This is a genomic window from Flavobacterium lipolyticum (assembly GCF_020905335.1).
Taxonomy (GTDB): Bacteria; Bacteroidota; Bacteroidia; order Flavobacteriales; family Flavobacteriaceae; genus Flavobacterium; species Flavobacterium lipolyticum.
This window is the reverse complement of record NZ_JAJJMN010000002.1, coordinates 396,344-422,338: the sequence shown is the minus strand read 5'-3', so window position 1 is coordinate 422,338 and position 25,995 is coordinate 396,344. Positions and strand designations below refer to the sequence as shown.

The following is a 25,995-nucleotide window of genomic DNA, read 5'->3' as shown; positions in this document are numbered from 1 at the left end:
AAAACATCAATAAACAATACAACGCATGGAAATAATTGTACTTGAAGGATCTTCAAATACGGGAAAATCAACCACAATTGGATTATTATATCAATTGTTATTAAATGTTGGTACCTCAACTAATAAACAACCTCTAGGGGGTGACCCAAAGGATTTTTCAGATATTGTTATAAACTACAAAAATTTAAAAATTGCAGTATTTTCTATGGGTGACAACTCCACCGCAATTTCACAAGCTATTGTACATTACAACAATCAAAAGTGTGATCTTTTTATTTGCTCTTTAAGTACCGGGACCCCAAAAATAAGGGCAAATAACAGAATAAATCAATTTAACAATACAAGGATTTCAAAAACAATCGCATCTCAAATCTTAACAGAAAGTCAAGCCAATAACAATGATGCTAGCAGAATCTTTGCTTTAATTTAGAAACAGTTTTAAGCAATTTCCTTCTTAGAAAAGCCTTCCGAATTCTTATATATTCAGATATAATTTTACATAATAAAACATATAATATTAAAACTGTTTAGCTAATATCGACAAAGACTTCACTATTAAATATAATTGTGGCTAAAATAAAACTATACATCGCTTTTAAAAAGAATAAAAAGATAGCGGATATGGTTATTCTAAAAAAGGAATCAAAATTTTCATTAATCTCAAAAAGGGAGAACTAGATGATTCAAAAGGTTTAATGAAAGGCGTTTCAAAAAAAGGCCATTGAGGAAATGGTAATTATGAAACCATCGTAAGTGATACTCATCACCTAGAGTACATTATGAGTTTAGTTAAACAGGCAATTCAGTAATTAAAAATAAGCGAAGAGAATCCCAAAAAAAGTATTTTATCAGGTAATTACTTTTTTATACTATAAATAAAGCACCATACAATATCGAAACTCTTTTAAAAATACGGAAAACCTTAACATTTCAATAAACTATTTCTTTAAATTAACCCACAACAAACTTACCAATAACTAAAATTTTTATGAAAAAACTTTATTCAATAATTGCTTTCTTGTTTATCATAATGAGTTGTTCTAAAGATGATCTTAATACAGAAGAAAAGATAAAAAACTTAGCTCCTAATGATTTTGAAATGAAAATTAAAGAGGTTTCGCACAACAGTGCAACTATAACATGGAATCAGGTTATTGACCCAGAAAATGACCCAATTACCTACAGCATATTTCTAAATCAATCTTTACTCATTGGAGGACTTTCGGAACTAACTTATAAGTTAGCTAATCTTACAGAATCTACTAATTATACAGTTCAAATAATTGCACAAGATTCGTTTCGAAATAAAACCTCCAAATCCTTATCATTTGTAACCAACAAGTTTTATTTAAAATATTTCAAATCATATGACTATGGTCCAGGACGTATTAATGGATATGCACCCGGAACACCTTTTAACATAATAAAAACTAAAGATAAAAATTATATCATCGCCGGAAAATCTGCGAGACCAAATGGTGATGCCAGTCAGCTCTTTATATTAAAAATTGATTATAAAGGAAATGAAATCTGGAAAAAATTCTACAACTACCGAATCGGTGATGCTCTTAACTGTAGAATAATTGAATCAACAACAGGTTTATTATTGGCTGCTGACAAGTATGTCTTGAGTTTAGATAATGATGGAAATTTGATTTGGTCAAAAAAGATAAATAGTTACGAATTGCCTCGTGACCCTAATGAAATAAAATCTGTTGCTCAAGATAAAGATAATAATATTTATCTAGTTGGAAGTAGATCCGATTCTAAAGAAGAAATAGAACAGGAAGCCGTACTTACAAAATTAGATCACTTAGGTAATATTATTTGGGAAAAAACATACAGATCTACAGCAAGAAATTTTTTTAATGACATAAAAATTAGTTCTTCTAATGAATTAATAATTTTCGGCACAAAAGAAACTTCCGGATTTACATACGCTGAAATGAAAGACGGAACTAAACGTGGCCAAACTGACTTTTGGATATTAAAAACAAATAGTGATGGAAAGATTATATGGGATAAATCTTTTGGAGATGCACGTTTCGATTTTTCAAGTCAGCTAATTATTACTCGTAGTGGTAATTATGTATTCGCAGGATATAGTTGGGGGGCATATGATACAGGCAATGGAAGAGTTTTTGAAATAGATACATCTGGAAATGAAATTTGGAATATTACTACGGAAGAAAGCGATAGTATCAAAGCAATTGCCGAAACCTTAGATGGTGGATACGTAACAACTGGTTATATTGGTGCTCAACTTTCTAATGCCTTATCTGTATGCAAATTTGATGGTAAGGGGAAAAAAACTTGGAGGCAAAATTATTATATCCAATATACTTATTTAATCGGCCATTCAATATTAGCAGCAGAGGATGGCGGTTATGTTGTGGTAGGGAATAATGGAAAAAATTTCTTTTACGGAGATGAAAAACCAAAATTAGTAGTTTATAAAACGGATCCTTTTGGAAATTTTACTGATATTTTAAACTAGTCACTCTTAACTGCTAATCGGACACATTTGACTATTTAAGTAAAACGTACAGATAAAAAAGATAAAGCAGCTCAACTAATGAGCTGCTTTTTATTAATCCACCACAACCTCATCAACAAACAACCACGAACTTGAACCAGTTGGGCTCTTTTTTAAATTCGTAGCGATTACTTTTACAAACCTGGCCTCTTGTTTTTCAAAATTGATTTTAAAGTCTTTCAACTCCGAATTGACGTTAACAGCAAACGGACGATTTATTTTTCCGACTTCTTTATAATTACTGCCGTCCTTAGAGACTAAAACGGTTAGTTGTATTGGAAAATAAATTCCGGCACCCTGGCTCTCTAAAGTTCCAACAGTTACTTTTTCGATGTTTTGTTCTTTTTCAAGATCGATTACAATTTCCATGTCCTTAACCAACCATGCCTGCCATTGACCGTCATGAAAGTTTTTAGACCCTCTGATGGTATTGACCATTCCGAGAGGTCCATCGCCTTTGTAACTTTCATTATATGGTATCGCATAATTGACCTTATGCCCTACCGCTTTATGAAATACAATCGTATCGGAAAATATTCTTCCAACCGGTTTACTATTTTGAAACAAAGACGCTTTTAGAATTGTAGTTTGGTTAACGGGGATAGGCTTTTCATATTTTATAGCCTTATCGTTAATATTTTTATTTCCTAAAACATAACGAATATCGGAATTTGGAAATTCATTTTTAAGCGTAACATTAATCACCTTTTTGTCTAAATCAGCCATGGCAGAAGCTGTAACCAGATAAGCGCTTTTGGCATAATTAATCCCTAAATAATCGTAGCGTTGCAACAAAGAAGGCAATCTGTAGGTAAAATTACTCCAATTTCGGTTTTCCTTTGCACTCCACAACACTTCAGACAAAGCGGCCAATCTCGGAAAGATCATATACTCGGAAGCTTTTGGATTGGTGATGTATTCTGCCCATAAATTAGCTTGACCGCCTAAAACATGACGGGCTTCTTGTGGAGTCATGGTATCGACAATGGGGTCAAACTCATAAACTTTGCTTAACGGATTAAAAGCATCAAAAGCCAGAGGCTCTTCGTTTTGAGGTCCCTGATAAAAATTAAAATAACAAGGTGATTCGGGCGACATGATGACGTCATGGCCTTGTTTTGCGGCTTCAGTCCCTCCTACCGTTCCTCTCCAGCTCATTACAGTAGCCTCGGGAGCTAAACCGCCTTCGAGTATCTCGTCCCAGCCAATTATCTTTTTGCCTTTAGAATTGATGTATCGCTCCATTCTTTTCACAAAATAGCTTTGCAGTTCGTGAGCGTCTTTCAAGCCATTGTCCTTCATTCTCTTTTGGCAATTCGGACATTTGTCCCAATTGGTTTTAGTGGCTTCATCACCGCCAATGTGGATGTATTTTGATGGAAAAATGGCAATAACCTCCTGTATGACGTTTTGCAAAAATTCGAAAGTAGTTTCTTTCCCGGCACAATAAATATCCGTAATAGGCCATAATCCACCTGATGGAACTCCGATTCTCTGGTTGAAACAAGCCAGTTCAGGATAAGCTGCAATGGCAGAACTCATGTGTGCCGGCATTTCGATCTCGGGAATGATTTCTATATTTTTTTCAGCGGCATATTTTACAATTTCCTTTAGCTCTTCCTGGGTCAGAAAGCCGCCATACGTTCCTTTTTCCTCCGGATTGGTTAGCTGTCTTGCATTCCAGGGCGCATTTTCCTGATCGACTCTCCAGGCACCCACTTCGGTCAGTTTTGGGTATTTTTTAATCTCAATTCTCCACCCCTGATCGTCAACCAAATGCAAATGCAAAACGTTCATTTTAAGCATTGCCAAACGGTCGATAGTCTCGAGTATATAATTTTTATCAAAAAAATGACGCGATAAGTCCAGCATCAATCCTCGCCATTGAAAACGGGGTTCATCGGTAATCGTAAGATTTGGAATTTCCCATTTCACCCCTTTAATGCTGCTTTTACTTTCAATCTCTTCGGGAAGTAATTGTCGGATGCTTTCTAAACCGTAAATAAAACCCGCATTTCCTTTTGCCTTAATGCTAACGTTTTCTTTATTTACCTCCAACAAATAAGCTTCATTCTTTAAAGTTGCATCCTCTATAAACTGAACGTAATTACTTTTGGGAGTATTATTTGAAATTTCAGGGCGAAATCCTGCTGCACTTCCGAATTTGTTTATTAAAACCGTAGCGATTTCTTTTTGAGCGTCATCCTTTACCACAAATTTAGTCGTTGCAGAAAACTGAAAATTACCTTGTTTAAGAACCAATTGTTTTGGTTTCGGAATGATTTGAATCCCTTTTTCTCTATTTACTTTTTGACTGTAAGCATTGCTTAAAAGGGTCAAAAAAAACGCAATAACAACTGGTTTTAGTACTCTCATTCTTTATTTATTTTAAAGAGGATAACGTTTTAAATTGATAAAGACAACCTTTGTCTCTTAGTAAATCAAACTGAAAAATCACGTTGTAAAACAAGCTATCTGCGATTTAAGAGCGTGGTTTGGCTAAATTTCTGTCGTACATAATGATAGTTCCTGCAACAGCCACATTTAAACTCTTTACGGATTTAAATTTTACTAAATGATGGCATTTTTCCATTACTTTTTTGGACAGTCCATGATCTTCTGCGCCCAATAAATAAACACAGCGTCTTGGATGTTCGTAGGTCTCTAAGTCGGAAGCATTTTCGTTTAGTTCGACCCCCACTAATCGTGCTCCTTTAGGTAAGTTGTCAAGAAAAGCTTCAAAGGTATCGTAATGGAAATACGGAATTGCTTTTACCGCATCGTGGGTATCACAGGCTTGTTTGGCATATCGATTACCGATAGTAAATATAAATGTAGCTCCCAGATTTTGAGCCGATCGCCACAGTACACCCAAATTCTCAGGCGTTTTACCATTTTGTATCCCTATACCAAAATATTCGTTTGTAAAATTATCATTCATAAGGGCAAAAATACAAACTATGTGAAATAAAAAAAAAGTTCTTTTTTATACCTATAATCTATGTTTCTATGCGTTAATTGCTTTTTTTTTGTTAATTGTACCCAACGACTTAATTTTAAAGAACAAATATTTATGAATACCCTGAGACTTTTATTTCTTTTTTGCTTCCTGACGATATCAAAGAAATGTTATGCCCAAGATTTATTGTTAAAAGATCTGGACAATGATACTATAAAAGATGAGATACTCTTTGATAGAAAAAATACTCAAATAATCTGTAAACTATCCTCACAGAATTCATTACCTATTAAAAGCAAAAAATTAGATGATTTAAATGATACATCAGGAATTGAATTGACAAAAAATGGTTTTCAATTTTATAATCATTCAATGCGATCCGGATACTATTGTCAATTCAGATATAACACCGCACAAAATAAAATTGAGCTAATTGGAATGAGTAGATATAGTGATGGTAATGCGGCGCAAGATGGCAGTGGGGAATCCAGTGTAAATTTATTGACACATCAATATATTGGCGAATGGATTCGCGTTGACCTTAAATTAAAAAAACGTATAAAAATTCCAACAATTAAGAAATCCTATACAACAAATAAAGTTTATCTGCAGCAGTTCAGTGTTAAGCAGCCTGATGATTTTGTCGAATTTTGCGATAATATAAGAAATAACATGGTGTATTGAATATAAATTAGTTTTTCAGTTTCAGTCTCAGTCTCAGTTTTCAGTCTCAGTTTTGAAACGAATATAGATTATCCTCAACACTAAAATAGTTGAGGATTTTTTTTGTTCTAAAAGCATTGCTTTTACTGGTCTTAAAAGAACATCCTCTCTAGTTTTAATTATTTTTCAATACAATTTTATTGTTTATCAATAAATATTTATTATTTTTACATTGAATTTTTAAACCAAACATTATGGAAATTAAAATTAGTACCCAAACCATTCTGAAAGTATTACACGTGCTTTCGTGGATTATTTTTGTTGGATTATGTATCGAAGCCGGAGGAATACTTACCAAAACAATTGCAACCTTAACGCTCGATCCTGCTGATGCCGCTAAATTTTGGAAATCGGTGGATTTAACCGAAGTGTATCAGTTTAATCAGAGTCAGTACGTCACCCTAAGCAGTGTTATCATTATTGTTGCTCTATTAAAAGCGATATTGTTTTACTGCATTATAAAAATTTTCCTGAACAAGAACCTCAACATTGCAGCACCCTTCAATAATCTCTTCAGGAATTTTATTCTAACACTGGCTTATTTGTCCTTTGGCATTGGTTTCTTTTCTTCCTGGGGAATAGAATTAGTAAAGGCTTTGTCTAATAGCGGTCTTAAGCTGCAAGACATTCAACAATTGCAAATTGCAGGTGCAGATGTCTGGTTGTTTATGGGGGTAATATTGCTTGTTGTTGCTTATATCTTCAAAAAGGGAATCGAATTACAGGACGAGAACGAATTAACAATATAAGATATGGCAATCATTGTAAACCTAGACGTGATGATGGCAAAACGAAAAATGTCATTGAATGAACTTTCTGAAAAAGTAGACCTAACCTTATCCAATCTTTCGATATTGAAAACTGGAAAAGCAAAAGCCATAAGATTCAGCACCTTAGAAGCCATCTGTAAAGTATTGGATTGTCAGCCGGGGGATATCCTGGAGTTTAAAGAATAAAAAAACACCTTCAGTAGTAAAAACTCTTAAGCAATTAGCATAAAAAAAATCAAGAGGAGATTTATAAATTTTACAAATTTCATCCAAAATTTTGCAACAGCTATGTGGCAAAATAAGGCCACCTTTGTAACTGATTATGAGAAAAGCACTTCTACTACTTCTTTCTGTTTTTTATCTGGTACTGTCGTCAGGCTTTACCACGATAACTCATTTTTGCAAAGGGGTACCACAGGAAACCAATCTGTTTGGTGATATTCCGGTTGGTAAAGTTTGTCCAAAATGTGTGGCGAAAAAACAACAAAAAAGTAAAGACTGCTGTAAACATAAAGCACAGTTTCATAAAGCGACCGAAAAGGTACAGCAAACTGCTCCCGCTGACTTAGTTCCAAAATTCTTAGGAATTGCAGTACCTTTTCATTTTTACGAAACTGTCTTCAGTTCTTGTTCTTCTAAGGAAAAGAAAACGGACTATTCTTTCTTCTCCTCTATTCCCATTCGGAATAATCCCCTTTATATTTTCTACTGCGTTTACCGTATTTGATTTTAGACAATTGATCGAACCGTAGCATTTAAAGATGCTATGCGATTTCTATTGTTTAATTTTAAATACATCCTATGAAAATGCAATATTTTGCGTTGGCTATGTTCTGTATGGTTTCCGGAAATCTCTGGGCACAGACAGTAACATTATCCAATGCTCTTGAACGCTCTATTCAAAATTTTGAAAAAATAAAAGCCAAAGAAGCCATCGTTAACGCTTCTAAAGAGAACACTACCTATCAAAAAAGCCAGTACTTACCTGACTTTACTGTAATGGCGCAACAAAGTTATGGCACTATCAATGCGCAAAACGGTCCTTTGTACAGTTATGGCGGACTGGGCAGTGCTGCGACCTCAATGCCCTTACAAGACCAAAACTGGAATGCCGCTTTTGGATCCTTGTATCTGGCTAACATCAACTGGAATCTTTTCACATTTGGCAAAATTAAAACACAGGTTGCCATTGCCAAAGCCGACGAAAATGTAGCCCAAAAAGATCTGGAACAGGTAAAGTTTCAGCATCAGGTAAAAGTAGGTGCTGCATATCTGAACTTACTTGCTGCTCAGCGCATTAAATTTGTGCAGGACAAAAATCTCGAACGTGCTCAAGTGGTGGAAACTACAACCAAAAGCCGTGCAGAGAGCGGTCTGATTCCGGAGGTTGATTATTCTTTGGCAAAAGCCGAAGTGGCTAGTGCTAAATCGGCTGTGATAAAGGCTTATGATATGGAACTGGATCATTCTAAATCACTTGCGGTAATGTTGGGCGAAGGGTATCAGGTGTATCAACTCGATAGCGTCTTTACTACTAAAACACCTGTTATTCTTTCAGAGTCTGCAACAGAAACAGGTCAACATCCTATACTGGAATGGAGAAAAAGTGATATTCTGAAAAGCGAACAGCAGGAAAAACTACAGTCTGCACTGGCTTTGCCAAGCCTATCTGCTTTTGGAGTCCTGCAGGGACGCGGTTCCGGTTTTGACTGGAATTATGTACAGGACAATACCGCTTTCTCGAAATCGTATGCCGATGGTGTTGGAATCGATCGCAGCAATTATATCGTTGGAATCAATTTAAGTTGGAATCTAACCAATATCTACCGTCAGTCTTCTAAAAAGCGGGAACAAAAATTGGTTACCCAATCGCTTCAAAACGAATATGAATATATGAATCAGGAATTGATTGCTCAGCAAAAATTGGCGAATGACAAACTAAAAAATGCCTTTCAGAATTTTGAAGAAACCAAAACACAAGTAATCGCTGCTACTGACGCTTATCACCAGCACACTGCTTTGTATGATAACGGCCTTACCACCATTGTTGATTTAACACAATCTTTCTACACTCTTAACCGCGCAGAGATTGATTATGAAATTGCCCAAAACAACATTTGGCAGGCCTTATGGATTAAAGCTGCTGCCACAGGCAATCTGAACATTTTACTCAACGCGATACACTAAACCCCAAATTATGAATTTAATACGTTTTGCCTTGCGCAAGCCCATCTCTATCATGGTGATGGTGCTGGGGCTTTTATTCTTCGGGATTAAAGCTTCAAAAGAAATAAAGGTCGACATCTTACCTGATATGAATCTTCCTGTGGTATACATTGCCCATTCCTTTAATGGTTATACCCCTCAGCAAATGGAAGGTTATTTTACCAAAATGTATGTCAATATGATGCTGTTTACGAGCGGTATCGAAAGCATCGAAACTAAAAATACTCAAGGACTTACCTTAATGAAAATTAATTTTTATGAAGGTACAGACATGGGGCAGGCCATTGCCGAAATCAATGCGCTCTCCAATCGTTCTCAGGTATTTTTACCACCGGGAGCTCCACCTCCGTTTATTATTCGTTTTGATGCTTCCTCTCAGCCTGTCGGTCAGCTGGTGTTTAAAAGTAAAACCAAAACCAACAATGAGTTACAGGATATCGCCAACTTTACGGCACGTCCGTTTCTGATTAAAATACCTGGATTGACAACCGCTCCGCCATTTGGAGGAAGTCCGAGGACGATCGAAATCAACATCGATCCGAATAAACTGCGTACCCATCAGCTAACGCCAGAGCAAATTGTGGAATCGATTAGCCGAAACAACATTACATCACCTTCAGGTAATATTTATGTGAATGATATCAACTATCTGACGCCTACAAACAATACCATTAAAGAGGTGGCTGATTTTGGCAACATTCCTATTTTTAAAAACGGAGTTGATAATGTCTACATCCGTGATGTGGCTACCATAAAAGACGGTGCCGATATTACTACCGGTTATGCCCTTATTAATGGTACGAGATCAGTATATATTAACATTGCAAAATCGGGTAATGCTTCTACTTGGGACGTGGTAAAGAATCTTAAAAAAGCGATTCCTGCCATTCAGAATAATTTACCGGATGATGTTGCGATTTCATACGAATTCGATCAGTCGGTATATGTAATCAATGCTGTCAAAAGTTTAATTACAGAAGGTGTTTTGGGAGCAATGTTAACGGGATTAATGGTGCTTCTGTTTTTACGTGACCGCAGAGCCGCTTTAATCGTAGTACTCACCATTCCGATCTCTATTATTTCGGGAGTATTGTTCCTTAAGTTATTCGGACAAAGTATCAACATCATGTCACTATCCGGACTGGCACTGGCTATTGGAATTTTGGTGGATGAGAGTACCGTTACCATCGAAAATATCCACCAGCATTTAGCCATGGGTAAAACGAAAGCCAAAGCTATTTTAGACGCCTGTAAGGAAATTGCGTTCCCAAAACTATTGATTTTGTTGTGTATTCTTGCGGTTTTTGCACCAGCCTTTATGATGACCGGTATTCCGGGATCGTTGTTTATGCCTTTGGCTCTCGCAATTGGTTTTTCTATGTTGCTGTCTTTTATGCTGTCACAAACGTTTGTGCCTGTAATGGCTAACTGGTTAATGAAGGACAAAGAAAACCATGAGCATACCGAAGATAAATTCGACGGATTCAAAAATCGTTTCGTGCTGTTTTTGCAATCCATAATGGGCAAACGCAAGCCTATTTTAATTATCAGTTTTATCCTGGTTGCAGTTGGAGCATTTTTAATGTACAGCAGTACCGGTAAAGACGTTTTGCCTACTGTAAATTCAAGTCAGTTTCAGGTTCGTATTAAAGCGCCTGAAGGGACTCGTATCGAAAAAACGGAACTCAAAATAAAACAGGTTTTAGGTGAACTGGAAACGATTATCGGTAAAGATCATATTGCCATATCATCGGTATTTATTGGTCAGCATCCCTCCTCTTTTGCAGTGAGTCCAATTTATTTGTACAATGCAGGTCCGCATGAAGCCTTAATGCAGATTGCCTTGAAAGATTTTGACGGAAATACCAATGAGCTGAAAGAAATCATCCGCAAGCACATGAAGCAAAAGATGCCCGAACTGCATTTCTCTTTCGAGCCTATCGAACTTACGGAGAAGATTCTAAGCCAGGGAACCAATACTCCGATTGAGGTTCGCTTTTCGGGAATGATGAAAAAAATGAACGTGATGTATGCTAATAAACTTTTGGCCAAGCTAAAAGAAATTGATTATTTGAGAGATCAACAAATTCCACAATCGCTAAACTATCCGGCATACGAAATCAATATCGACCGAATAAGAGCGGCTCAACTGGGTATCGACGCACAAGACATCGCGCGTTCTTTGGTTCCTATAACGGCCTCTTCACGCTACACTAGTAAAAACATGTGGGTTGGCGGAATGATGGGAATTGCCTACGATGTACAGGTACAAACCCCACAAAACATTTTAAACAGCAAAGATGAGTTGATGAATGTCCCGTTAGGAAAAAACTCAGACCGACCTGTTCTGGGTGATGTGGCAACAATTACTCCTACAAAAGTATTAGGTGAAAGCTACAATCTGGGAACCATGGGTTACACACCGGTAACGGCAAACATTCATAATACTGATTTAGGAAGAGCACAGAAAGACGTACAGGCTGCTATCGATTCGCTTGGTGAATTGCCTAAAGGAGTCAATATACAGGTATCCGGAATGGTTCCGGTGCTCGAGGAAACCATGAATAGTCTGGCAACAGGTTTACTGATTGCAGTTATTGTTATTTTCTTAATGCTAACGGCCAATTTCCAATCGTTTAAAGTGTCCTTAGTTATCCTGACCACTGTTCCTTTTGTAATTCTGGGTTCTTTGATTTTAATGAAACTTACAGGTTCTACCCTGAACTTACAGTCTTATATGGGAATTATTATGTCTGTCGGAGTTTCTATTGCGAATGCTGTTTTGCTGATTAGTAATGCGGAATCGCTCCGTTTAGAAAATGGTGACGCTCTTAGTTCGGCTATTCAGGCCGCAGCTTTGCGTATACGTCCTATCATTATGACTACACTGGCTATGATTGCAGGTATGCTTCCAATGGCTATTGGACACGGAGAAGGCGGTGATCAGGTGGCTCCATTAGGAAGAGCGGTAATTGGCGGACTAATTGCATCTTCATTTAGTGTATTGATCCTATTACCACTGGTATTTGTGTGGATACAAAACAAAACCACTACCCAATCACCATCCTTAGATCCTGAAGACGAAAACAGTATTCATTATATAACGTTAGAAAAATAAACCATGAAATTAATCTATTATATCCTTATCGGAATTGCAGTTGCATCTTGTAATTCAGAAAACAAAAAAGAAGAGAAACCGGCAGCCATGCCCATGATGATGATGCAGAATTTTGAAACGGTTTCTCTGAAAAAGAGCAATCCCCAGGTTCCTCTGAAACTTGCCGGAGAATTGGTTTCGGACAAAGAAACGGCCATCTATGCCAAAGTAAACAGCTACGTAAAAAAACTGCATGTCGACATTGGTTCTCCGGTAACTGCCGGACAAATCATCATGGTTTTAGAAGCACCTGAAATTCAGGCACAGCTGGCGGCAGCAAAATCCAAATGGAAAGCACAGGAAGCCATATACATTGCTACCAAATCGAATTATGACCGAATGTTTAAAGCCAATGAAACCAAAGGCGCTATTGCGAAAGATGCCTTAGACCAGATTACCGCCAGAAAACTATCCGACCAGTCACAATTAGAGGCTGCAAAATCTGCCTATCAGGAAATACAAGCCATGAATGATTATCTGATCATCCGGGCACCTTTTAACGGAATTGTTGCTGAAAAAAATGTAGATCCCGGTTCTTATGTAGGTCCAATGGGTAAAGGTTCCGACAAACCGTTACTAGTGCTTCAGGACAATAAAAAACTGCGTGTGTCACTTTCTATTCCAGAGGCCAATACTCCTTATTTGAACTTGAGCGATTCGATACATTTTAAGGTCACCTCGCTTCCGCAGAAAAAGTATAGGGCTAAAATTTCGCGTAAATCAGGTGTCTTAGATTTTAAATTACGTTCAGAACGCATAGAAGCTGATATTCTAAAAATACATCCCGAACTGAAGCCTTTGATGGTGGTAGAAGCGATGCTTTCGTTACAAGCCAGTGAAGCGACATTTTTTGTACCCAAAACAGCTTTGGTAGAAAGTAATATAGGAATGTACGTTATTCAGGTAATTGGAGGAAAAACCAAAAACATTCCCGTTGCGAAAGGACGTGCGCTGATGGATCAGATTGAAGTGTTTGGTACGCTAAATGAAGGCGACAACATTTTAATGAAAGCCACCGAAGAAATAACAGAAGGAACAAAAATTAAAAAATAAAACAATGAAAATACTTGGCCGCTATTTCCTTATTGCCGCAATGGCAGTAGTATTGATCTCGTGTAAAGATCAGGAAAACAAACCGCAGAATCAGGTTTCAGACCAACAGAAATTAACTGTGAAAGACAGTACTGCTGTTTCAGAAGGAACTCCTGTACCCAATGATGAAGTTTGTATGGTAAATGATCTGCATATGGGTAAAAAACAAATTGAAGTTCCGTTTGGCGGAAAAATGTATTACGGCTGCTGCAATATGTGTGTAGAACGTATCCCAAACGATGAAAACGTTCGTCAGGCAACGGATCCACATACCGGAGTAAAAGTTGACAAAGCTTCGGCTTACATCGTTTCGCTGAACAAACAGGGAAATGTAGCTTACTTTGAATCGGAAGAGAATTATCAGAATTTCATTCAAGCCAACAAAGAATTGAAAAAATAAAACCTGAAAAACAGATTCACTTTTCGAGTAAGTATACCAAAAGGGCTGTCCGAATTATCACCGGACAGCCCTAACTTTTTTAAGCTAAAATTCACTTATCTAATTCTGTTAAAGATTAAACTTTATCTTTTTAAACTGAAACTTACAGATCCGTATAAAATGAATTAATTATAAAATATAAATCAATAAAATACAAATTATTATAATGCATTATTTTAATAATTAATTTAATTAAAATTATCGCGTTTTCATTAGTAATCAGCCATCTACACGATAATCATTACTACCTTTTACTTGAAGTATTACTTTAAAAAAAATAAGCCCGATAAAACATCGGGCTTACTTTCAATTCGGTAACGATAAGCATTAACTTTTGTTTAAAATCTGTAATCCAACAGTAGTCTTAAAGGATTAAATTTCTAAAGGTTCTGCTTTAAAACCTTTTGCTTTAACAATGGCAATGATCTCTTCGGCAGTAGCACCATTAGATTGAACCGTAAGTATTTTATCTGCATTAGTAGTGTCTACATTCCATTCCCCTATTCCTGCTGCATTGTCCAGGTCTGCTTGTACTTTAGAAACACATCCGCCGCAGTTCAGGTTGGTTTTAAATTGAAAATCTTGCTTTTCCATTATATTGCTGTTTTTAATTGTTATTTTATACTACAAATTTCCGTCAATTAAACCGTAATCGTTATACACTATTCTGTGTTAGATTTATGAAATTTACTGATTGCAGTGTCTTGTTTTACTTCATCCATTAATTCATTCAAGTTGCTAGTTGGCAGGTATTAAAAAACAAAGCACAGGTTTAGTAAATTGGATAAAAACAGCACACGGATTAAACCGATTCGCCAGGCGAAAACGCAGATCAGAACGGATTATTTTATTTACAGGCGTGGAAATTGCTATTGCCCTTTCAGGGCGATATTTACTTTAATTTAAGACATAGTGCTTCGCACCATGCTGATGCTTTTGCTCTTTCAGAGCGATACTCTTCATAATACTCTATAAATTATAGATAAGAGAGGTTCCTTTCCTTAAATATTCCCTCTATCGCAGACTGCGTTAAGGATGAAAGCACCATGCTGATGTTTTTGCTCTTTCAGGGCAATACTCTCCATAATACTCTATAAATTATTAGATAAGAAGGTTTCTTTTCCTTAAATATTCTCTCTATCGCAGACTGCGTTAAGGATGAAAGCACCATGCTGATGCTTTTGCTCTTTCAGAGCGATACTCTTCATAATACTCTATAAATTATAGACAAAAGGGGTTCCTTTCCTTAAATATTCCCTCTATCGCAGACTGCGTTAAGGATGAAAGCACCATGCTGATGTTTTTGCTTTTTCAGAGTAATACACTTCATAATACTCTATAAATTATTAGATAAGAAAGGTTCTTTTCCTTAAATATTCCTTCTGTCGCAGACTGCGTTAAGGATGAAAGCACCATGCTGATGTTTTTGCTCTTTCAGGGCAATACTCTTCATAATACTCTAATAAATTATAGATAAGAAGGTTTCTTTTCTTTAAATATTCCTTCTATCGCAGACTGCGTTAAGGATGAAAGCACCATGCTGATGCTTTTCCTCGTTCAGAGTAATACTCTTCATATTACTCTATAAATTATAGATAAGAGGGTTTCTTTTCCTTAAATATTCCTTCTATCGCAGCCTGCGTTAGGGATGAAAGCACCATGCTGATGTTTTTGCTCTTTCAGAGCGATACTCTTATAAATTATTAGATCAGAAGGTTTCTTTTCCTTAAATATTCCTTCTATCGCAGACTGCGTTAGGGATGAAAGCGGTATCCTTTTGCGATTCCTGTTATTTTTATATCAGACAAAAAATGTCTATCGCAAAAGATTTAGCGGACAGCCCGACCCGGAGGGGAACGCCATAGTAATTAACCAAAAACCTGAATTCATTAGTCTAACGCCCTTTCCAGGTATACAAGTACGATAGTTCCGGGAATTAAAATGATTTCAGTCAGATGGTCTACAAATAAAAACGGCGGCCCAAAAATTTTGGAACCGCCGTTTGACAAACGCATCAAGAGTTTATTTTTTCCATTTCAGACGCAAGCTGTTACTCACTACACTCACGCTACTCAAAGCCATGGCAGCACCTGCAATCATTGGGTTTAGTAAAAATCCATTTATCGGATAAAGTACCCCTGCTGCAAGCGGAATACCGATAAGATTGTAAATAAACGCCCAAAACAAGTTCTGTTTGATTGTCGCAACCGTTTGTTTAGACAGACGAATCGCCTGAGGTATTTTGGTCAGATCAGAGGAGATAATCGTCATTTTTGCTACATCCATTGCAATATCGCTTCCTTTGCCCATCGCGATACTGACATCTGCAGTTGCCAGAGCTGTACTGTCGTTGATACCATCACCTACCATTGCTACTGTTTTACCTTGCTGTTGTAATTCTTTTATAAAATCGGCTTTGTGCTGTGGCAGAACTTCTGCTTTATAATGTTTGATTCCCGTTTGTGCGGCAATCGCTTTTGCAGTCGCTTCGTTATCTCCTGTGAGCATATACAATTCAATATTCATCTCCTGCAATTCTTTGATCGCCTTAACAGAGGTTTCTTTGATTTTGTCGGATATCGCAATAACCGAAAGTGCCTGTTTGCTATTGGTAAACCAAATCACCGTCTTGGACTCCTTCCCCCATTCTTCTGCCTGAATCAATAGTGATTCTGCGATGACAATACTATTTTCTGCCAGCAGTTTTTTGTTCCCCACATAATATGTTTCATCGGCATAAACCGCTTTCGCACCTTTACCGGTAATACTGTCAAAATTGGATAAAACCACACCTGACACTCCTTCCAGACTTTTCACCACTGCTTCGGCTAACGGATGTTCTGATTGTTTTTCAATACTTAGCAGAATATCTTTGGTCCTATCCACGTCTTTTAGCCACTTTATCCCGGTCACTTGTGGTCTACCTTCGGTAATGGTTCCCGTTTTATCGAGTACAATAGCCGTTACTTTTCTGGCCAATTCTAAACTCTCGGCATCTTTGATTAATATTCCATTTTCGGCACCTTTACCTACACCTACCATAATCGCAGTTGGTGTGGCCAGACCCAAAGCACAAGGACAGGCAATAACCAATACAGTAACCGCTGCCATCAGTCCTTGCACTACGGCATTGTCTCCACCCAAAAGCATCCAGGCCATAAAAGTAAGAAGTGCAATACCCATTACAATCGGAACAAATATACCTGCAATTTTATCGACCAATTTCTGCACCGGGGCTTTACTTCCCTGAGCATCCTGCACCATTTTGATAATCTGGGCCAACATGGTTTCTTTGCCTACTTTAACGGCTTTAAATTGAAAACTTCCTTTTTGATTAATCGTTCCGGCAAACACTTTTTCATTTTCTTTTTTCAGTACCGGAACCGGTTCACCGCTTAACATGCTTTCGTCTACATAAGAATGACCCGAAATCACCATACCGTCTACCGCAATTTTTTCACCCGGCTTTACCAAAATAACATCTCCTGCATTTACTTCTTCAATAGCTACTTGTTTTTCTGTCCCGTCGGGTTGAATAACGATCACGGTTTTAGGCTGTAGTCCCATTAGTTTTTTAATAGCCGATGACGTATTTCCTTTTGCTTTTTCTTCTAATAATTTACCTAGCAGAATAAACGCAATCACAACTGCCGCCGCTTCAAAGTAAACGTGCGCGTGCAATCCGCGTTGGTGCCAGAAATCTATGAATAACATATTAAAAACACTAAACAGGTAAGCAATTCCTGTACTCAGAGCTACCAGCGTATCCATATTGGCCGAGCGGTGTTTGGCCTGCTTCCATGCATTTACAAAGAAGTCTTTCCCCAGCCAAAGAATTACAGGTGTTGAAAAAAGCCACATGATCTCATTGGCATAAGGAATATTCATGAAGAACATCCCTATCACCACTACAGGCAATGACAATAACACCGCCCAGATGGTTTTGTTTTTTAATTTTTTGAAATTTTCTGCATGAATAGTCTCTAAAGACTCTTGTTGTTTCGCTTCCTCTAAAATAAGCAAGTCGTAACCAACACCCTGAACTGCTTTTTGCAATTTAGAAGCATCTGTAAGGTTGGGAAGATATTCAACAGTAAGATTTCCTGTTGCAAAGTTTACCGAAGCATCCACTACTCCCAATTCATAAGTTACTATACTTTCTGCACTGCTGGCACAAGAGGCACAGGTCATTCCCAGAACCGGGAACGTATTTTTTACGGTTGGTACACCATACCCAAGGTCTTTAATAGCCTTCACAGCGTTACCAACTGTTTCATTGCCTTTAACCGTTATAGCGGCTCTGCGGTTGTTAACTTCCACCTTGTGAGTTTCAATTCCTTTAACCTCTGCCAATCCTTTCTCTACGATTAATGCACAGTGCTCGCTGTTTACATCTTCTAACGGAATGTAAATTGTCTCTTTATTATTATCAGTTGTTGCCATAATTCAGTTGTTCTTTTATACCTGCAAAGTTGGCAAGAATAGCGCTGAATTGTATTGTGGAATTATGGATTTGATTTGTAATATTTACTTCACCTCATCCAGAGGTTTTCTTTTCTCTGCCCGAATTTGCTTGAAATAACTTGGAGTCAGGCCGGTTACTTTTTTAAACTGATTGCTCAGATAAGCCACACTTGAATAGTTCAGACGTAAAGCGATCTCACTAAGCGATAACTCATCGTACACCAGAAGTTCTTTTATTTTTTCAATTTTTTGCGCAATAAAATACTTTTCTATGGTAGTTCCTTCTACTTCAGAAAACAAATTGGAAAGATAATTATAGTCATGATTGATCTTTTCGCTCAGGATATCCGACAAGTTATTCTTGGTATCATTATCCTGATGGTGTACCAAATCAATAATGATGTTTTTAATCTTTTCTATGATTCTGCTTTTTTTATCGTCGATCACTTCAAATCCAAGAGCAACCAGTTCCTGCTCCAGTAAAGTTCGTTCTGTGGCAGTCAGTTCTTTTGCCAGAGTAACCTCTCCAAGCTTTATGTGGGTAAATTCTAGTCCAAGTTTTTCAAGTTCGTTCTGAACCACCATAATACAGCGGTTGCAAACCATGTTTTTAACGAATAATGTACTCATATCCCTATTTGATCTGATTTTATATGTACTTACAAAATTACCACTAAATTTTTATTAAACCTGTATCAAAAAGTTATACAGAGAGAATCAGACGGTTGATTTTTGCTTAAGCTAAGCTAAAAGCATTTTAAGCCTTATTAAAAGACAAAAAACGAAAGAGGCGACCAATAGGTCACCTCTCTTTCTATTCAAGAATTAAAATTTTATATTCTCTTTCAGTTCGTTGCATCGTAATTTTGCAAAAACACCTAATCTGTAACATTACCCTATTTGCTTGAGCATATACATTTATAAATATTAAAATAAATACTATTTGAATTAGTTTCTTCATTTTTTATTTCTTTGGATAATAACTCATTACTTTTTTACATAATATTCGAAATAATTTTATTTGAAAAGAATTATCAATTCTTCAAATGATTGTGCATTTTTTATTGCATTTTTTAAATCTTTAATGCTCCAAGCTTCTTTCCAAAATTGTTTTGTTTTTTCTACTTTTTCAAGAGCGATTTGTTTTAAAGTACTTAATTCCATTTTCTCAACATTGGGATCAAATTCCATTTCTATTTTTATTTGTCGTCCTTTCAAAACTAGACTAAAGCCAAAGAAAGGGGCATAACCAATTTTTTTTATATTTATCACTTTAAATATAAAGCCATTGGAGTCGATATACTTTTCTCCTGGTAGTACCCCTTTCTTAAATATATCTTCACTAGTTTTTTTCAATCTTTCTTCTTTGTCAAAAAAGTACAAAAAATTATCATTATCAACTAAGCCAAGTATTGGAAATTTTATATGCATTTTACAACCTACTCTAAATTATAATATATAATCTCCAAATATTTAATAATATGATGAAAATTAGTAGTATTCTCTACCTCTTTAATTATTTTACTATGATTGTCTCCTGATCTCCAAAATTCTCCCTTAAGTGAACTCAGCAACATTTTTTTTAAATCTTCAATGTTTATTAAAATTGGATCTTCAGTAAAAACTAATTCAACATCAACTTTTTGATTTAAAAATATATTATAGCCCCATAAAAAGCCATGCCCTTTTAGTTTAATTGCATTATTAACTTTGTACAAAATTCCCGCACTGTCAACAATCTTCATGTTTTTATAAAAATTGTTTTTTAATGCGGTTTTAGTGCATACAAGAATTTCATCGGAATTTCTCGCTAAATGAATAGCTGATTTTGAAAAGGCAACTATTGGGTATTTAAAATTATTCTGTTTCACTTTCTTCATCTGTATATATATATCTTAACTCTAATGAATGTCCAATGGTTGATATTATTCCTGTTTGAAACCAAATTGGACTACCATAGTAAGCTCGTTCTAATGTGTTGAACGCATTTATACCATTTCCATGTACTGCTGTATGGAAAGCTGGACTTCTCATTGGCATTAGATTCCACATTTGGTTTTTCAATTTCCATCCTAAACCAGAACCTACTTTTTGACCATTTCTTCTTAAAGCCCAATGATGCAAATGTTGCCCTGTTTCTGCAAAACCTTCTTTACCATAAAATCTTCGATATGAGCTCCAAGAAGAATAACTTTTGCCAAAAGCTTTTAGACCTCCTTTAGCAATTCCTGTTGCAATAGATTTTACTAAAAAAACATCAGATATAGCCATTGCTGTATAAAAAGTACCTTGCCAATAATTACCATTTTGAAAATGATCTATTGCCGCTCTTCCAGATCCCCATACTGGAATCATACTCTCTAATGCCCCTGGTTGACCAACTCCTGATCCTGCATCAGGATGTTTACCTTCTTGTCCCTCCGAATCTGATGTTTCTTTCTTTTCACGCTTATCACGAGTTACTACTACCTCTTTTAATTCACCTCCTTCTCCCGTCCATTGCCCATCATTGAATGTATACGTCATTCCCCCTGTTGAAACATACTTTTGACCATTCTTAGCCATGCTAGGATCTGGACATTGAGGACACAAACCAGTAGGGTCTGCAAATGCAACAGGATTATTAAAGGAGAACATATAAGGGCTTCCATCAGAAAATAGCTCTGCTAAAACGTCAATAGAATTAAATCTACCTAAAGTATTATCATATTGACGGAAGTCCATCGCTGTCATCCCAAGCCCCAGCTCGTCTTGCAGCTCTTTTCCATTAAATTTATACTTATTACTTGTAGGTACATAATCATTATACCCCTTGTGTTTCAATCCAAAAGGATAATAATTATTCTCATCAATAATGGTAAGAACTTGGGTTGCGGGATTTTTAGCATAACTCAATCGTATGTTACCCAAATGATCTTTGTATTGGTACACATATTTTTTACCTATGTAATCATAATACCCCTCTGCCGTAGGGAAAAACTCCAACGTTGGTCGCGACGGAGCAGCCTGACTTGCCGACTGCGCTGCAAAGGCACTAAAACGATTCGCTTCTGCCGGTGGATCTTTAGGAACCGGGTCGAACCCATCGATTGGGTCTTTCGGATTTCCCGGATCATCCGGTGCAGGAGGTTCTGGATCTCCACCGCCCGGATCAACCGGAATACTTTGGTCCTCGCTATACCCGTACTGAAATCCTCCCAGATAATCAGTATGAGTTGTACCGCTGGTCTCTTTTACAATTTTCTTCAGTTTTTGACCCGCTGCGTTGTAAATGTACTCAATTGATCGAGGGCTTGCAAAGGTAATTTTTGTGTACCGCTATTTCAGGACTAGACAATGTAAATAAAAAAGCCACTCCGCTATGGAATGGCTTTGTTTATTAGAAAAAATTTATTATCAAAAAACCTTATAAGTTCCGCTACCATCAAAGTCATTTTCCGAATCAATATCTGCTAATACCAATCCAAAATCTGTCGATTCAAAATTTGAAACTAATTCTTCCCAATATTTTTCATTTATTAATTCATTGTCTGAATTAACTAAATCATCATAATTGAATTCTTTCAAAAAATCAACTAATAAATCTTCATTAAGGAATAATATCAAACCTGTATCAGTTGAAAAAAATGACAAATCTTCTAAAACAACTTCATCGTAATCTACTTTCTTTATTTGGTTAATAAAAAAAATGTTATTATTTGCTTTATACAAAGCAAATGGTGTATCGGTAAACGGAAAAACTTCATTTCTAATATCTTTGGGTAAAATATTAGCTTTCAGAAATTCATTTTTAATATTAGTAACGTAAAGTGCATCAATAATGTAATATTTCTTGCCTATACTCAATTCTAAAGGTTCATTATTTTTAGATATATTTTTCATTTTTTAATATTTTTATTTATAAGGAACATAACGAGAATGTTCTAATCCATGTTTTGCGAGCATTGATTCAGCCTGATAAAATATTTGAGAAGGTGAAGCACTTGGATTCGCTTTGATAAAATCAGCCCACTGCTGATTCCATTTTCCCTGTCCATGCAAAGATTTTAGATGATTTTTTGCACTGATTTGAATAGTGTAATCATCAATATTTTTAATTCCTCTACTAGCAAACCATTTTCTAAACTGTTGAGAAAGCACATGATGTTTATGCAACTTTCCAGCTTTTAGCAAACCAGTTAATGCTCTTATAGAGGTAGACGGTTTTGCTTTTCCCTTTGTAACCACAGCAAAAGCTAAAGCAGTTGTTGGCGAATCACCACCTATTTCTGAGAATAACTCTGTATAGAATGCATCCCAAAATCCAAAAATGTCGAACGCACCACCTACAGGCGTCGCAGAACCATTTGCTTTACGGAAGCTACCAAAATCTGGAGTTGTTAATTCTAGATTTTCATCAAATTGATAAGTCAGTCCAGGAGTATAAACCATCCCTGGCTTTTCTTTTCCTACTACTGGTAATCCCTTTTTCGAGCCTCCTTTTTCCCAATCGTCATCAACTAAATAAACATTATCATCGCCGTCATTTCTATGCTCAACCACTTTTCCAGCTCCATTGATGAATGTTGCAGATAGAAAAGTTGATGCTTCAGGTGAGAGTCCAGTTGGGTCAGAAAAATATATCGGATTATTATTTGAAAAACTATATGGTGAAAATTCAAAAAAACTTTCCGCTAGTGCATCAATATTACCCCAGCGCCCAATATCAGGCATGTAATTTCTAGCCTCCATGTCGTAAACCTCAAGCCCCAGCTCGTCTTGGAATTCTTTCGAATTATACTTGAACTTATGACTTGTAGGTACATAATCATTATACCCCTTGTGTTTCAATCCAAAAGGATAATAATTATTCTCATCAATAATGGTAAGAACTTGGGTTGCGGGATTTTTAGCATAACTCAATCGTATGTTACCCAAATGATCTTTGTATTGGTACACATATTTTTTACCTATGTAATCATAATACCCCTCTGCCGTAGGGAAAAACTCCAACGTTGGTCGCGACGGAGCAGCCTGACTTGCCGACTGCGCTGCAAAGGCACTAAAACGATTCGCTTCTGCCGGTGGATCTTTAGGAACCGGGTCGAACCCATCGATTGGGTCTTTCGGATTTCCCGGATCATCCGGTGCAGGAGGTTCTGGATCTCCACCGCCCGGATCAACCGGAATACTTTGATCTTCGCTATACCTGTACTGAAATCCTCCCAGATAATCAGTATGAGTTGTACCGCTGGCCTCTTTTACAATTTTCTTCAGTTTTTGCCCCGCTGCGTTGTAAATATACTCAATCGTGCCATTTGTTCCAAATGTAATTTTCTTAGGTAAATTCAGATGATTGTATTGTATTTCGGTGATGTTTTTGTTTTTGTCTGCAATCATATTCCCATTGACATCATACGTGAAATCATCCCCCGTTTTATTGCCGTCTTTAAAACCTTTGTTGTCATTTCCGGCGGGGCCGTCGGTTACTTTAGTGAGCTGGTTCGAGTTTTGATCTAAATAACCGTAAGTTAAATCATCGGTTTGAAAAACTATAGAAGGTGCATCACTGTCTCCATAACGCTGCAAAGATTTGATATTTCCGTTTTTGTCGTAACTCAAACTTTCGTTATACGCTCCTGAAACCGGTATAGCTTCATTGGGTTTACTGTAAATGGCACTGGTCAGACGGTTCAGCTTGTCGTACTGATACCCATAAGAACGCTTGCTAAGATCCGTATCTGTTGTCCAGGTGGTCTCTGAGATATTTCCATTGTACAAGGCCTGAACCTGTGTGTTGCCCGGCTGTTTGTCATAATTAATTTTAAAAGCAAACAGATCTTTCGGATCAGTGTCCTGCTGTAGTTCTTCGACATTGTTGATTCCGGTAAGCCAGCCTCTGATGTTGTAACTGTAGTGTACTTTCTGTAACGGAGTTCCTGCGCTGTTCCCCACATTTTTAACGCTCAATTGTCCCAGGTCATCATAAGTATTGTTTGCCAAAACTTCAACAGTTCCTCCGTTGATTTGATGGGTATGGGTTAATAAACGATCTTGTGGCGAATAGTTGAATTCTTCTCTTATGGTGAGTTCTGTGTCTCCGGAAGTACGTTTGTGTTTGGTAATGGTATAGAGCGACTTTCCGGTAAAATCTAAACTGCTGTTGGTATTGGTATAACCTCCCAAGTGATTTTGAGTCCGGGTTCTTACCGCACGGGATCTGGTATCGTAAAAAGTCGTAGTGGTTTCTCCCAATGCCGCTGAGGCAGTAGTCAGAGCTCTTACCCAGCTTCCGGTTACCAAACCTTTGGAATTGTCCAAAACAGTCTGTCCTTCAATTGTAGTAGGCCGGCTTTCTGCGTTGGGAAAAGCATAATTATCGTAATAAGTAACCGTTAAAAGCTTAAAATTGGTCGGAGCAATGTCATTACTGTAATATACCGAAATAGCATCTATGGTTCCTGAGGTCTTTTTCGTTTCAAATATAACATTGGTTGTATTTTGGGTGTCCTGCATTGCTTTTCTGGTCACCGCATTGGAAGGCTGACTGCTCCAACCCGTATAAACAGGTCTGCCAAAAGCATCGTATTTGGTAATGAGCCAGCCTTCGGCAGTTTCGTCTTTAAAAGGCGAAAAAGCGGGCCCTGTGGCTACGGGACGATCAAGTTTGTCGTACACGATAAACTCCCATTGTTTTCCGGGCAGTTTTTTCACGACCAGACGATTGCGGTAGTCGTATTTGTATTGGTAACACAAACCGTTTAAAATCTCGTCACTGACTGTCCCCAATACTTTTGGCGGCAATACATAAGTCAGGTTCCCATAAATATCGTAAACGTAGTAGGTATCGTGTCGGTTGCCTGAATTGTAGGTTCTTTTGAGAATAACTTGCCCTTCGGTATTTTTAAATTCTACTGTGGAGCCTGATGACTCGCTTGGGTTTGCAGTTGTATTCTCGTCGTACGTAATCGTTTTGTAAAGCCTCCCTTCGGCATAAATTCCTGCATCTGAAAAACTAATGTCGTACAACCCTAAATCTGCGTCCCAAGTGGTATTGGCTTTATACAGTTTTACGGTATCAGCAGCGGTATTAGCCTGATAATCGATTTTAATTTCATGGCCTTTGCCCATTTCCCACGAAGCTCCCGGAGCAGCTTGTTTAACAACGCGATTCAACGGTGATGGTTCAAATGCCTTCTGAGAGAAAGGGTTCGCAGTATTGTCGTATTTTGCAGCGCTATAAATGCCTTTTGCGGCAGCTATGGCTGTATTGGAGTCAATTCTGGGATAACTGCTGCTTCCATTGGCAGCCGGATAGGGCAGGTATTCTATGGCTTGTCGGCCAAAGCCGTCATATTCCATAGGGGTTATAATATCTTGTCCTGCTGCTCCCTGACCAATGGCAATGGTTTGTATCGGACGCCCCAGTCCATCAAAATAGGTCACATTTTGACTCATCTCGTCTTTGGTGAGCGAATTTAAGTTTGCTGCCCGCACCGGTTTCTTAGGGGTAAGTGCGTATATGAAGTTGTCATCGCTGAAGGTCTGGGCTTTTATGCCCCAACCTGTAAATAGCAATATTATTAAAAGAATATATTCTTTCATCCTAATTTGAATGTTATTTAAATATTTCATCATACTAATTTGTTC

General features: G+C 37.1%; 20 protein-coding genes. 10 read left to right on the top strand and 10 right to left on the bottom strand.

The features are described 5' to 3' along the window. Positions 1-25: 25 nt before the first annotated feature. Together LNQ34_RS18500 and LNQ34_RS18495 are read left to right on the top strand one after the other, a co-directional pair. On the top strand, positions 26-430 hold the full coding sequence (locus LNQ34_RS18500; protein ID WP_230000798.1) for a hypothetical protein: 405 nt from the start codon (positions 26-28) through the stop codon (positions 428-430). Between the two features lie 558 nt (positions 431-988). Further along, the gene (locus LNQ34_RS18495) at positions 989-2,497 is read left to right on the top strand and encodes a fibronectin type III domain-containing protein (RefSeq protein WP_230000797.1); all 1,509 of its coding nucleotides are present in this window, start codon (positions 989-991) and stop codon (positions 2,495-2,497) included. Positions 2,498-2,590: 93 nt separating this feature from the next. On the opposite strand, the gene LNQ34_RS18490 is transcribed toward LNQ34_RS18495, so the two are convergent. Both LNQ34_RS18490 and LNQ34_RS18485 read right to left on the bottom strand, forming a co-directional pair. Then, complete coding sequence (locus tag LNQ34_RS18490; protein WP_230000796.1) at positions 2,591-4,912, bottom strand: glycoside hydrolase family 20 protein; 2,322 nt, start codon at positions 4,910-4,912, stop codon at positions 2,591-2,593. A 106-nt stretch (positions 4,913-5,018) separates the two neighbouring features. Further along, the gene (locus LNQ34_RS18485; RefSeq protein ID WP_230000795.1) at positions 5,019-5,477 is read right to left on the bottom strand and encodes an RNA methyltransferase; all 459 of its coding nucleotides are present in this window, start codon (positions 5,475-5,477) and stop codon (positions 5,019-5,021) included. 132 nt (positions 5,478-5,609) lie between these two features. Here LNQ34_RS18485 and LNQ34_RS18480 point away from each other — a divergent pair, with 132 nt between their 5' ends. From LNQ34_RS18480 to LNQ34_RS18445, 8 genes are all read left to right on the top strand, one after another. Continuing rightward, complete coding sequence (locus tag LNQ34_RS18480) at positions 5,610-6,179, top strand: hypothetical protein (protein ID WP_202704278.1); 570 nt, start codon at positions 5,610-5,612, stop codon at positions 6,177-6,179. Between the two features lie 233 nt (positions 6,180-6,412). Next, positions 6,413-6,967: a DUF2975 domain-containing protein gene (locus tag LNQ34_RS18475; RefSeq protein ID WP_230000794.1), complete on the top strand. Its 555-nt coding sequence runs from the start codon at positions 6,413-6,415 to the stop codon at positions 6,965-6,967. A 3-nt stretch (positions 6,968-6,970) separates the two neighbouring features. Beyond that, entirely contained in the window at positions 6,971-7,174 is a 204-nt protein-coding gene (locus LNQ34_RS18470; protein WP_017496797.1) for a helix-turn-helix domain-containing protein, read from the top strand. Positions 7,175-7,310: 136 nt separating this feature from the next. After that, entirely contained in the window at positions 7,311-7,715 is a 405-nt protein-coding gene (locus tag LNQ34_RS18465; protein ID WP_230000793.1) for an HYC_CC_PP family protein, read from the top strand. A 74-nt stretch (positions 7,716-7,789) separates the two neighbouring features. Beyond that, positions 7,790-9,175 carry a TolC family protein gene (locus LNQ34_RS18460; protein WP_230000792.1) on the top strand — a complete coding sequence of 462 codons (1,386 nt, stop codon included), beginning with the start codon at positions 7,790-7,792 and terminating at the stop codon, positions 9,173-9,175. Positions 9,176-9,185: 10 nt separating this feature from the next. Then, positions 9,186-12,332 (top strand): efflux RND transporter permease subunit, encoded by a 3,147-nt coding sequence (locus tag LNQ34_RS18455; RefSeq protein ID WP_230000791.1) that lies wholly within the window; start codon positions 9,186-9,188, stop codon positions 12,330-12,332. A 3-nt stretch (positions 12,333-12,335) separates the two neighbouring features. Then, on the top strand, positions 12,336-13,424 hold the full coding sequence (locus tag LNQ34_RS18450; protein WP_230000790.1) for an efflux RND transporter periplasmic adaptor subunit: 1,089 nt from the start codon (positions 12,336-12,338) through the stop codon (positions 13,422-13,424). A 4-nt stretch (positions 13,425-13,428) separates the two neighbouring features. Then, on the top strand, positions 13,429-13,863 hold the full coding sequence (locus LNQ34_RS18445) for a hypothetical protein (protein WP_230000789.1): 435 nt from the start codon (positions 13,429-13,431) through the stop codon (positions 13,861-13,863). Between the two features lie 411 nt (positions 13,864-14,274). Here LNQ34_RS18445 and LNQ34_RS18440 read toward each other — a convergent pair whose 3' ends face one another. From LNQ34_RS18440 to LNQ34_RS18405, 8 genes are all read right to left on the bottom strand, one after another. Next, positions 14,275-14,496, bottom strand: coding sequence for a heavy-metal-associated domain-containing protein (locus LNQ34_RS18440; RefSeq protein ID WP_230000788.1), 222 nt, complete (start codon positions 14,494-14,496; stop codon positions 14,275-14,277). 1,428 nt (positions 14,497-15,924) lie between these two features. Continuing rightward, the gene (locus LNQ34_RS18435) at positions 15,925-18,345 is read right to left on the bottom strand and encodes a heavy metal translocating P-type ATPase (RefSeq protein ID WP_230000787.1); all 2,421 of its coding nucleotides are present in this window, start codon (positions 18,343-18,345) and stop codon (positions 15,925-15,927) included. Between the two features lie 84 nt (positions 18,346-18,429). Then, positions 18,430-18,996: a helix-turn-helix domain-containing protein gene (locus tag LNQ34_RS18430; protein WP_230000786.1), complete on the bottom strand. Its 567-nt coding sequence runs from the start codon at positions 18,994-18,996 to the stop codon at positions 18,430-18,432. A 387-nt stretch (positions 18,997-19,383) separates the two neighbouring features. Next, positions 19,384-19,797, bottom strand: a complete 414-nt coding sequence (locus LNQ34_RS18425; protein ID WP_230000785.1) for a hypothetical protein — start codon at positions 19,795-19,797, stop codon at positions 19,384-19,386. Between the two features lie 8 nt (positions 19,798-19,805). After that, a complete protein-coding gene (locus LNQ34_RS18420) occupies positions 19,806-20,246 on the bottom strand; it encodes a hypothetical protein (protein WP_230000784.1) in 441 nt (146 codons plus the stop codon). Next, positions 20,224-21,351 (bottom strand): RHS repeat domain-containing protein, encoded by a 1,128-nt coding sequence (locus LNQ34_RS18415; protein ID WP_230000783.1) that lies wholly within the window; start codon positions 21,349-21,351, stop codon positions 20,224-20,226. The genes LNQ34_RS18420 and LNQ34_RS18415 overlap by 23 nt, the downstream gene beginning before the upstream one ends. A gap of 411 nt (positions 21,352-21,762) precedes the next feature. Continuing rightward, complete coding sequence (locus tag LNQ34_RS18410) at positions 21,763-22,248, bottom strand: hypothetical protein (protein ID WP_230000782.1); 486 nt, start codon at positions 22,246-22,248, stop codon at positions 21,763-21,765. Between the two features lie 12 nt (positions 22,249-22,260). After that, positions 22,261-25,983: a DUF6443 domain-containing protein gene (locus LNQ34_RS18405; protein ID WP_230000781.1), complete on the bottom strand. Its 3,723-nt coding sequence runs from the start codon at positions 25,981-25,983 to the stop codon at positions 22,261-22,263. Between the last annotated feature and the right edge of the window lie 12 nt (positions 25,984-25,995).